Annotated in this window: 10 protein-coding genes; 2 read left to right on the top strand and 8 right to left on the bottom strand. The window is 71.1% G+C overall.

Annotated features, from left to right (window positions below; genetic code table 11):
- Positions 1-96: 96 nt before the first annotated feature.
- Both EST92_RS28515 and EST92_RS28510 read right to left on the bottom strand, forming a co-directional pair.
- Positions 97-600 (bottom strand): hypothetical protein, encoded by a 504-nt coding sequence (locus EST92_RS28515; RefSeq protein ID WP_129283610.1) that lies wholly within the window; start codon positions 598-600, stop codon positions 97-99.
- Between the two features lies 1 nt (position 601).
- Positions 602-1,501 (bottom strand): hypothetical protein, encoded by a 900-nt coding sequence (locus EST92_RS28510; protein WP_129283609.1) that lies wholly within the window; start codon positions 1,499-1,501, stop codon positions 602-604.
- A gap of 223 nt (positions 1,502-1,724) precedes the next feature.
- Here EST92_RS28510 and EST92_RS28505 point away from each other — a divergent pair, with 223 nt between their 5' ends.
- A complete protein-coding gene (locus EST92_RS28505; protein ID WP_129283608.1) occupies positions 1,725-1,940 on the top strand; it encodes a hypothetical protein in 216 nt (71 codons plus the stop codon).
- Positions 1,941-2,049: 109 nt separating this feature from the next.
- Positions 2,050-2,217 carry a hypothetical protein gene (locus tag EST92_RS31265; RefSeq protein WP_154074000.1) on the top strand — a complete coding sequence of 56 codons (168 nt, stop codon included), beginning with the start codon at positions 2,050-2,052 and terminating at the stop codon, positions 2,215-2,217.
- 826 nt (positions 2,218-3,043) lie between these two features.
- Here the strand turns inward: EST92_RS31265 and EST92_RS28495 are convergent.
- The 6 genes from EST92_RS28495 to EST92_RS28460 all read right to left on the bottom strand — a co-directional run bounded on the left by EST92_RS28495 (position 3,044) and on the right by EST92_RS28460 (position 10,279).
- The gene (locus EST92_RS28495; protein ID WP_129283606.1) at positions 3,044-3,724 is read right to left on the bottom strand and encodes a restriction endonuclease; all 681 of its coding nucleotides are present in this window, start codon (positions 3,722-3,724) and stop codon (positions 3,044-3,046) included.
- 116 nt (positions 3,725-3,840) lie between these two features.
- Positions 3,841-4,050: a hypothetical protein gene (locus EST92_RS28490; RefSeq protein ID WP_129283605.1), complete on the bottom strand. Its 210-nt coding sequence runs from the start codon at positions 4,048-4,050 to the stop codon at positions 3,841-3,843.
- A gap of 420 nt (positions 4,051-4,470) precedes the next feature.
- The gene (locus EST92_RS28485; RefSeq protein ID WP_129283604.1) at positions 4,471-5,547 is read right to left on the bottom strand and encodes a hypothetical protein; all 1,077 of its coding nucleotides are present in this window, start codon (positions 5,545-5,547) and stop codon (positions 4,471-4,473) included.
- Between the two features lie 74 nt (positions 5,548-5,621).
- On the bottom strand, positions 5,622-5,849 hold the full coding sequence (locus tag EST92_RS28480; RefSeq protein ID WP_129283603.1) for a hypothetical protein: 228 nt from the start codon (positions 5,847-5,849) through the stop codon (positions 5,622-5,624).
- A 1,270-nt stretch (positions 5,850-7,119) separates the two neighbouring features.
- Entirely contained in the window at positions 7,120-7,698 is a 579-nt protein-coding gene (locus EST92_RS28465) for a Uma2 family endonuclease (RefSeq protein WP_129283601.1), read from the bottom strand.
- 76 nt (positions 7,699-7,774) lie between these two features.
- The gene (locus EST92_RS28460) at positions 7,775-10,279 is read right to left on the bottom strand and encodes a hypothetical protein (RefSeq protein WP_129283600.1); all 2,505 of its coding nucleotides are present in this window, start codon (positions 10,277-10,279) and stop codon (positions 7,775-7,777) included.
- Positions 10,280-10,358 lie beyond the last annotated feature (79 nt).

The following is a 10,358-nucleotide window of genomic DNA, read 5'->3' as shown; positions in this document are numbered from 1 at the left end:
CCACGACCAGCACGAGCACCCCGACAGAGCGTCACACCAGAGCCTCTCACCAGCACGTTCGAAGATGGCGAAGGCTCCCTGTGCCACGAGAGCCCTCTACATCGTGCTTACGAAAATCTGGCCGATCGAATTGCCGCTGGTCCGGATCAGCCCCATCGACATGCCGATCAGCCCGGCCGACGTGCCCAGCCAGATACCCGTCAGGGAGCCCCGGACCAAGGGGGAGATGAGGTCGCGCCGACCCGACTTGATCATCCCCGCATAGAAGAGGAGGACTACCAGGCCGGTAATCGCTCCGCTGACGGCGACCTTTTCACCACCGGTCAGCGGCACGCCGCCTTTCCCGCCGGGCACGGTGGCGCCGGTGGCGTTCTCCAGGGCGTACTTGCCGATGCCCTGGCCCAGCAGAGCGGCGTTCCCACCCATGGCTCCGAGAATTCCGCCGCCCAGAAAGAGGAGGGCGGCCAGCACAACTCCCATGAAAAAGTGGATCTTTGGGGTGGGGTCGCCTCCCTTCCAGCGTCCGATCTGGTACGCGAGGATTCCCAGGCCGAGCGCGACCGCGCCCAGTCCCCCGCCGACTGCGATCCCCGTATTCACGTCATACTCCCGTCAGCCAGGTAAGTGTCAGGCGCCATGCAAAGCGTGCGATTCCGAGCACTCCGACCCAGGCCAGCGTGACCAGGACCAGGCGGAGCAGGTAGCCGATGTAGGGCAGGCGCCAGCCGCGGGCCAGGGCGGAACGCACCAGCCCCGCCAGCGCCATCACCAGGTGCGCCACCGCGCCGGCGAGCGCGGATCCGATCGGGACCAGGGCCAGGACCGCGAGGACGCCGGCGACGAGGAGCACCCAGCCCAAAGGCGCCAGCGCGCCCTCGACCCGGATGGTCCGGACGAGCGCGGCGGCCGGCCCCACCCCCCACACCCACGCCGCTACCGCCATTGACACGGCAGGGATGTTCAGCCCGAGGTGGAGCCAGCGGATGTCCAGTCCCCGCTTTTGTGCGGGGATGTTGGGGTCGAGCCGGTCCGCGATCGCGTCCCCGATCTGAGCGCCGATCTCCGCGGCCTGCCCCAGCTGCGCGCCGATCTCGTGCCAGGCGGCCTGTGCCTCCGGCGCGTGTTCCGCCCACGCGTCGCGTGCCGCGTCGGCTGGCTTGCTCCACCACGGCCGCTCATCCTCGTCCGCAGGCTCCGGCCCTGCTGGCTCGGGTGACCCTTCGGGCTTCGGCGACGGCGCTTCCGCCGCGGGCACATCGCCTGCGGCGGGCCCCGCCGGTTCCGCGTCCCCCTCGGCAGGCTCTGGAGCCAGACCTGAGGTGGCGTCACCAGGGGCGTCGCCAAGGGGTTCGTCGGCCGGATCCGGGGCCGTGTCCAGGTCTGCGGCCACCTCGGGGGCCGGATCGGCACCCGGCGCCGGCGCTGGTGGCGGCTCGACAGGGGGTGGAGGCAGGCCGGCGTCCGCTCCCCCTCCGGCGTCGGTGCTGTCGTCCGTCGTCATCGCCCCCTCCGGCTCCGGTCGCAGCCTGGTCCGTGCAGGGTAGCCGCTGGTCAGCGCAGGGTCATTCCTGAGCCCCAGGCCGAATCCGGGATCTGGTGAACGGCGTCCCCCATAGCCCGTCACCTGGCAATGTGAAGGGCACGTCCGGTGCCTCCGGGCAGAGGGGATAGGGGAGATGGGCTACCGCTACATTTGCCGGGCTTGCCGGGGAGAGTCCACCAAGGTGGACACCGCCGAACAGGCCGAACAAGTCCAAGACCTCCACCGCGCGGTGGAGCACGGCGGACTCGCCCCCGCCCAGGGCGACCTGGTGCGCCCCAGCCGAATCCCCGTACCGCAGGGTCCCCCGCCGGTCTCCACCGGCCGCGCCCTGGCGCTCTTGGGCCTGCTGCTGGCCGCGCTCCTGGTCGCGCAGCTGCTCGGCGAACTCGCGGGATGACGGAATACCTCCTCCCCCTTACCGTCCAGCGACGCAAGCCGCGGACCGCAGTGACACCGGCTGTTCAAACGCGGGGACGAAAAGGGAGTTGCTCGGGGAGCATGGGAGCGTGCCCCGCACGCTGAAGCTCACCGGCAAGTGGAAGAACATCACCTTCGAGGAGCTGGAGGAGTTCGTCCGCGCTGCCCGGGATGCGAGTGTCCACCACCATACGGAGATCACCGCCGAGGTCAGCAGCAGCGGGAAGATCAAAGAACTGGAGATCGAACTCGACTGACAGCGCGAGGCGTGGCGGCTGCCCGCCCCGGCACGGTGCCGGGGCCGCTCTGGTACAGCGGCCCGACCGGCACTTTCGACTTCCACGTGAGCCAAGACCGCTGCACGGGCCGCTGAGCGCCGACCTCCCCGGTCAATCACACCTCGTCGTCGGGAGCGCCGGCGTGACAGGCACTGGTCGGCCCCGCGTGCGCTCGCCAGGCCGTGAGCCAGGACCGCAGTTCGGCTTCGGTGTATCGGACGGCCCCTTCGGACCGCACGCCTTGCGGGACGGGGACGCCTCGTCTGGGGGACCTCTGGATCATGTACGTGCGGGCGGTGCGAGCCGTCCATGGGAGAAGATTCTTCTCCCATGCCTCGCGGAGCGAGTATCGCGGCGCGTCGCCTTGGACGTGACCGGCGGAGAGGGGCTGTTGCGTTGGTGGTGCCGGCTCCCGGTCAGTGGTCTGCCGCGGTAGAGGAGCCGGCGGCACCTCTGCGTCCTGCCCGCATACATGGGGCCGGTCCTGCGCGAGCAGGGGCTCCATGTGCACCAGGACCCCCGCGACGTCCGCTCCTGGGGCCCCGGACCTTATGGCCTGCGCGGTGAGTTCGCTGATGTGGGCATCGACTTGTCTGACGCCCAACAGGGCACGATTTCGGGCCTCGACAGCATCTGTGAGGTCTTTGAGCAGCTGCGTCCATTCCACGACCGGCACAACGCCGCCGGACAACAGGGCGACACGCCCCGGCAGACAGCGCCTGCCCCGTCGAACGGGCCAGCAGCGCCGGATCCGCCGACTCGTGCACGCACGCGGGGTGGGCGCGGTCGCGGCCGGATCTTGGGGTCACGCGCTCCAGGGTGGGCGGCCTCCGGAGACCCAGCGGCCCAGCTCGCGGCCGTCGACGAGACGGAGGGGGACGTCGAGTTCGGCGTTGGCGCGCTGCGCGTCGGGCGTGAAGGTGCTGGTGGTGACGATGACGGCCTGGTCGCAGCGGTGGTAGGCGCGGTAGGTCCCGTTCACGGCGTAGATGACGGGCGCGCCGACGCGGTTCGACGGGGCGTGGCGCTTGCATTGGATGGCGATGCGGCGACCGTCGGTGAGCTGGAGAAGGACGTCGAGGGCGCGGTCGTTGGCGCCACCGGAGACGGTGGCGGTGCGAACGGTGGGGTGACGGCGGGCGAGGTCGGCGATGGCATGCTCGAACTGGGTGCCGGTCATGTGCTGGTAGGCGGCGATGCTGTGGGTGAAGTCCGTCCGGGCAGCGGCAGGCGGCACGGGCAGGCGGATGCGTCCGGTGCGGACGAGGAGGGAGACCACGGCCGCGGCGAGGGCGAGGGCGGCCGTGATGACGGTGGTGACGGGGTATTCGCGGACCGCTGCGACGACGGTCGCCAGGACGATGGCACAGACGACGAGGCGGCTGGTGGCGGCCTCACGTGTACGGCGCCGGGCAGTGCGGCGCCGGGGCCTGGTGGCGGGCCGGCGGGTACGGGTGGATCGGCGTCGTCGTGCCGGTGCGGCCATGCGTCCCCCGGGTGAGGTCTTGGTACGTGCAATGTGGGCGGGCCGGGAGCCGTGGCCGGGGTCTGCTCAGCGCAGACTCGTACTCGCCGAGCAGCGGTTGTCGCCGAGGGCGGCGCTCACTGGCCTGCTTTCGACAGGCTGCTGACGAGCTGGGTCAGGAAGTCGAGGATTCCCTTTCCTGCCGCCGTCGGAGCGATCAGCACCCCGAGCACCAGCACGGTGACCACGGTCAGCTTCTCGTCGAACCGGCTCCTGGACTCCGTACGGCGGCGCAGCCGCAGGAAGACGACGACGGCGAGCAGCAGCGCCACATTGATCGTAAGCAATCCCAGAGCCCTTCCCAGCCACGGCCTCCCCGTCCGAGAAGCCGACGTGCACCCAGCCTCATTGGTAGCCCGAGGCCGGCAGCGCTGGGGCCGAGTTACCTGCGATTGGCAAAAACAGCGCTGCCCTGGCTGGAATGGCCAGGTGGGCGGCACCCGGACCTGCGGGGCGCGGGCGGAGAGGGCGGTCTGAATTGCCCCACCTGCCTGACCTGCGGGCGTGGCACCCCACACCCCACCCGGCAGGAGCGACCCTCACACCGGGTGCGATCGTTCGTGCCCACCCCCGGCCACCGTCACTGGCCGACGGCCCTGTGCCTCCCCGGGTCGCCCGGCGGGCACAGGGCCGACAACACGCCTGGCCGCCGTCAGCAGAGCTGGACGCGGGTGCACAAGGAGAAGCTCGGCCCGCTCGGTATGGGTCTACGAGGCGGTCGGCGCGGTGCGCTGGAACGGCACGGTCGGTGGCAGTGGAAGATGGAGCCCAGCCACGCCACGGATGCTCAGTTTCCCGTTGTCCGCCCTGCGCAGTAGATCGCCCGCGTTCTTCAGTGCCATGACGACCCGGGTGCGCAGGCGGGGGTGGAACGGCATGGCGAGCGGGAGGATGGCGGCAATGGCGGCCGGGTTGGGAATCGAGTTGGTCTGCAGCTTGGCGGCGACCTCGCTGATGGTGTCGCCGAACTTGTGGGGCAGCCGGATGCGGGAGCGCTGCAGCGAGGTCAGCAGCAGGGCCAGCATGTCCTCGTACGCGGTGCGCAGGGCGTTGATGCTGTCGTACGACACGATGTCGGCGGCGAACAGCCCGCGACCTCGCTCGAGGCGTTCGAGGGTGGCCTTGAGCGTCTTCATGTCGATGTCGCCGGCGTACCGGTGGGGCGGCTCCACCCGGGCCAGCAGCTTGCCGCCCTCGACGCCTTCTCTTCGAGAGAAGCTGCTCAGGAGGTGAAACCACGCCTCCTGGCTGCGGATGGAGTGGACACCGCAGCCGATGAGGATCTGGTAGAGGATCTTCGCCTTCAGCGGGCGGGCGCCGCGCAGGACGGCCCCGTACGTGACGTGGGAGTAACCGGGCGCCTGCTTGGCGAGGGTGCGGTGGCTGAGCCCGTTGAAGTCCAGCAGCGTCTTCAGGAGCTCGCGCAGCTCGCCTACGTCGTCGACGTGCGGCGGGGTGAGGGCGCCGGTGCGCTCCCAGCGGCGCAGTGCGTCGCGGAACAGATCACCGGAGATCCCGGCAGCGTCCAGGCGCAGGCTCTCCCAGCGCGTACTCCACTCCTCGGGATCGCCGCCGCAGGCCAGGACGTAACCGTTGACGGTCGCCCAGGTCGGCAGCTTCTTGCCCGCGTGGGCGTTCGACAGCGTCGCGGTCGACAGCCCGCTGTGTTCGGCCAGCAGCGCCAGCGGCGGGTCGCCGGCCTCCTTGCGCAGTGCCTGGAGGTCGCGCGCGAAGGCCACCAGGGGGTCGTTGGTGCGGGGCAGTTGCTTCATGGGGCGGGCCACGGTGTCCATCTCCTTCCCGAGCCCGGAACGAGACCGGGGCCCGTCGGTGAGACGGGCCCCGGCAGGGCAATCGGTCAGAGCAGACGCTGACGCAGTTCGGCGGCCAGCAGGCCGCCGGCCCCCAGGATGGCGAGGGCCTCCTCCAGCTTCATCCCGCGGGCGAGCAGGACGACCAGCGTTCCCAGGAGGATGACCAGCAGGAGTAAGGACGCCAGCGGCGAGGACTTGGCGGCGCTCGCCGGGGTGTGCGCGCACGGCCCGTTCTGCTCGGCAGGAACGGGCTCAGGAAGCAGCAGAGACAAGGAAGTTGACTCCCAACAGGAGGCGGATGGTCGTCTAGCGGTCCGGAACTTGGTGCTCAAGTGCGTTGCAGGGCACGTGACTTCACGCCGGTGGTTGCAGCCACAGGCGCCAGCGAAGCCCACGTTACCCACGCTTACGCGCGAGAATGCCGATTCAGTTCCCATTGGAGGCAGGCCGTAAGTAAGGCGCTGACCTGTTATTTAACGGTCGGAACGGAATTGTTCAAAGGATGGTTCGCCACCGCATTTAACAACCCGCGAAGCTGTCGCATCAGTGCAGGTCACGCCGCGTGCAGCTTGGACAGGGGAAAGTGTCTGCCTACACCTCTGTACGAGGGCTCATTATCCCCCCATTCTTGAACTCGTTCCCACGTGCGCGTGGGCGCTCGGGTCCGCGGACGCAAGCGCGCGCGTACAAGAGAGGCGCAGGTCCAACGGTCCGGACACGCACCGCAGAACGCAGGAGGCCCCGTTGCAGCGGGGCACCTCCGCAAAGTGGCACGGCCAACCGGTCAGCCACTGGACTTCCTTCCACCCGGCGATGACGACTCTCGCGGGACGGAGGGCGTACGACAAGAGGCAGGGCCCGACGGATCCCCCGCCGGGCCCTGCCGTCCGTCATCCCTTTCGGCGTCCCGAAGCGGTCGGGCTCACGCGCCCGGGTCGATGTCCAGCGAGGACCCGCCCCCTCCGTCACGCAACAGCCCGCCGGGACGACATCCAGACAGTGCTCGGCTTCATAGCGCCGGCCGCCGCAACGTGGGTCGCCGACGCCTCCCGCGTCGACGACGTCCTCGCCCGCCGCCCCTGACGCCTCTCCTCACGCGGTGCTGCTCAGGGGCGCCGACGACTGCGGAACCGGCGCCATCGTCCCGGCCTCCCTCGCCGCGCGCTCCGCACGGGCCCGGCCTAGGGGCCGCCGCGTGGGAGACGTCGGCCTGGTGGCGGCGCTCGGTGCGGGCCCCCTCCATCGGGGCCGGCGCATCGTCCGGAACGGCGTCGGGCTCGGGGAACGCCCGGCGCGACAGCTCCCGCATCGCGGCGGTCTGCCGCTCCACCGCCTCCGCGGTGTGCGGGTCCACCGGCGACGGCGGCATCGCCGCCTAGTGCGCGGCCAGGGCGGCACGCGCCTGCGATCCGTTCGCGCCCATCACCCGGCCACCGTCACTGGCCGGCGGCCCTGTGCTGCGTCTCCCACTCCCGGGGCGTCCGGCGGGCACAGGGCCGACAACATGCCCGGCCGCCGTTTCTCACCGTCCGGCGGTGTGTCTCAGGGGTTGTGCTGGGGCTGGGCGAGTCCGGCCGGGTCGATCTCGAACGCGAAGGGCTTGGTGAGGCGGGTGACCGTGCCGGGGAGTGCGGTTGCCACCTCGACGTACCGGCCGCGGTCCAGCTCGCTGCAGATCAGGCGCGGGGCCGGGTCGAATTCCAGGCGCCAGTAGTGCGGGACTGCGGCCTCCGCGTAGAGCAGCGGCTTGAGCTTGCGGTCCATGGTCTTGTTGCCGGGCGAGACCAGCTCGATGACCAGTTGCACGGCGTCGGCGTCGATGCTGACGGCGTCCTGTGCGGTGGCGCCTGCGTCGGCGACGACGATGTCCGGCACCACCAGGCCGGACGGCAAGATCACGTTGATGGCTTCCAGGATCTCGACCGGTGCGTCGACGGCTCGGGCGGCCGCGTCGAGTGCGACGTGGAGGCGGAAGCTGGCCCGCTGGTGGCGCAGGCCGGGGGCGGGGGACATCACGAGCGACTCCCCCAGCAGTTCGTAGCGGGTCGTGCGGTCTTCGGGCAGGGCCAGGACCGCGTCGACGGTCCAGGGCCCGTGGTGCGTAAAGCTGGCAACGCTCATCCCCTTCACCTCCCATCACGTACTGACAGTGTGGCCCAGCACGGAGGCCGGTGTCTCCTGTCAGCGGTCTCGGCCGTCACGAAACGGCACCGGCCAGCCGGGCGAACCGCTCAGCCCGGCTCAGGCCCGCCGCCTTGCCCTCACAGGCGGCACAACGGCAGTCGGCGGGTGGCCGGCCGATGAGGGTGAGGCCGCAGTCAGTACAGGTCCAGGCTCCCTGCGGGCGCTGCGCAGGTGTGGCAGCGGCTCGGGCCTGGGCGGCGCCGGCCTCGTAGACCGTGGGCTGGTTATCGCAGGCCCGTTCCACCGGCGCTGGGGTGGGTGTGTGCGTGGCGAGCCAGGCGTTGCTGCGCTGGGTCAGGAGGTGCTCGGCGGTGCGGCGGCGGGCCTCCTCCGCGGCCTGGGTGGCGGCCTGCTCGGCGTCCTCGAGGGAGGGGTGGAGGTGGCGGCGGCGCATCTGCGCGGCGTGAACGCTGCGGGCCTCGGCTTCGACCTGGAACGCGCGGCCGAGCGTGCGCAGTGCGGTGGCGCGGTATTCGCAGACGATTTCCTGGGCTTTCAGCTTCGCAGCCAGCGCGATCATGCTGTCGGTGCCGCCTGCGGCGCCGGCCTGGGCGCAGGCGTCCTGGATGCGGGTGCGGGCCTCGGCCTCGGCCATGTCGGCCAGCGCCTGGGTCAGCTCGGGGTCGTCGGGTTCGCCGCAGCCCGCGGCCACGAGCGTCGTGGCCTCGGTGAGGAACTTTTCGGTCTCCTCCCAGCCCCAGCACGCCCCGCACAGCCCTCCGACTTCGGGTTCGCCGCACTGCGCGCACGGCATCGCCCGCCGCGCGACGTCGTCCGCCTTCTGCCGGGCGTGGGCCGCAGCGGCCTTCGCCGCCACCGCTGCGTCCTTGGCCGCCTGCTCGCGGCGGCGTTCCTCGAACCGCGCGGCCTCGGCGTCCACCACCGCACGCAGCTGGGCCTCGAGGACCTGGCGCTGCTGGTCGGGGGCGGCATCGGGCAGGTCGGCCTGGACCTGGGCGGCAACACGTCGGCGGCGGCCGCGGAGGGAGCGGGCATGGTCCTCGCAGTTCGCGCAGGCAGTGCCGGAGCGCATCCGCACGCCTTCGTCGCAGCCCGCGTCGTTGCAGTCGCTGCGCCGGGGCAGGCCCCGGCCCAGGAGCCAGCCCACTGGGTCGGTGATCGCGGCCGCCTCTCCCGGCTGGAGCAGCAGACGCCGCGTCAGCCGGCTGACGAGGATGCTCTCGGCCTTGTCCCGCCCGACCACGCTGGCAATCGAGGTCAGTTCGCGGCGGATGGCCTTTTCGACCTGGCGGCGGGCGCCTCCGCGCTCCAGGCGCGTCCACAGAAGCTGCACGGGAGCGACCACTGCCTCAAGATCACGAGCGGGCCGCGGCACCCTCCCCCGTAGCCCGCCGCTGTGACGCCCGCCCACGGCGAGCACATCGGAGGCGGCGTCCAGCCCCGAGCCGGCACCGGCGTCGCCCTCGGCTAGCTCCTGGCCCTCTGGCTGCATTGGGATTGTGGGGGGACTTTTCGGCATTTCCCCGCGCAGCGGGCCGTCCGCACCCCCGGTCGCCGGTGCCGGCGCAGCGGCGGCGTCGGTGCCTGCGGCCTGGTCCTCGCGTGCGCATACGCGTCCCGGCAGATCACTGGACCCTCCACGGCCGTAGCCGGAACAGCCACTACCACCCGCACCCTCATCCCCCAAAGCAGCCATAGGTGTGTGGTAAGCGTGCAGTCCTGCAGAAGCCGAACCCGTGCCCGAGGCCGATTTAACCCTGCTGACCTGCGGCTTCGCGGTCTGCGCCGGGATCTGATCCCGCCCTGCAGTTGTCACACCCTGCCGCGGCCCCGGAACGAGCCCTCCAGGACGGCCCTGAGCCCGCTGAAGCCGGCGCATCTCCCGGTAGGCGGCCTCCACCGCGGGGATCACCAACTGCTCCCGGCCGCCCGGCGTCACCCGGGCTTCCACCACGCCCGCGGCCACCAGCCGGGCCAGGACCCGAGCACCTTCGGCGGATGAGCAGCCCAGCAGCCGCGCGATCGTCGCCGCCATGCGTCCGTGCTCGTCGACCGCACCGCCGCACAGCCGCACCACACCCGTCGCACGCGCCTCCAACACCAGCAACAGCAGCGCCAGACGATCGGTCGCAGCCCCCCGCCCGGTGCGTGTGCCCAGCAGACCCGCGGGCGTCTGCGTACCGTCCGCATGTGACCAGCCCGGAGCGCACACCGCCTCCAGCAGCCCCCACAGCACGGCGAACTCCACCTTCTGCAGCCGCAACGGGTGGGTGGCCGGCTGGTGGTGGCGGGCATCGAGCAGCGGCAGCAACTGCCAGCGGATGGCGGTGATGACCTGCGTGCCCGGCCGAAGCCGGTTCTCGGAGTCGGCGATCAGCTCCCGGGTCAGATGCGGACGCACCTCATAGCTGAACGTCGACGCCGACACCCCGACCCACCGGCCCAACTCCCGAGCCGTCATCTCCACCGAGAGGTCCGCCGCCGACGTCCTCGCCGCCAGCACCACCGCCGTCATCCGCACCGAATCCGGCGCACCCACCAGACCCGGCTGCTTCATCAGCTCATTAGAGGACCATCCTTTCTGCAGCCCTTTTGGGTAGGGTTGTGACCTCTCGGTCCCAGTGGGTGCATGGCCT

Origin of the sequence: Streptomyces sp. TM32 (assembly GCF_004122755.1) — a bacterium.
GTDB lineage: Bacteria > Actinomycetota > Actinomycetes > Streptomycetales > Streptomycetaceae > Streptomyces > Streptomyces sioyaensis.
Note: the sequence above shows the minus strand (reverse complement) of the source record. Positions and strands in the feature narration are given on the sequence as shown.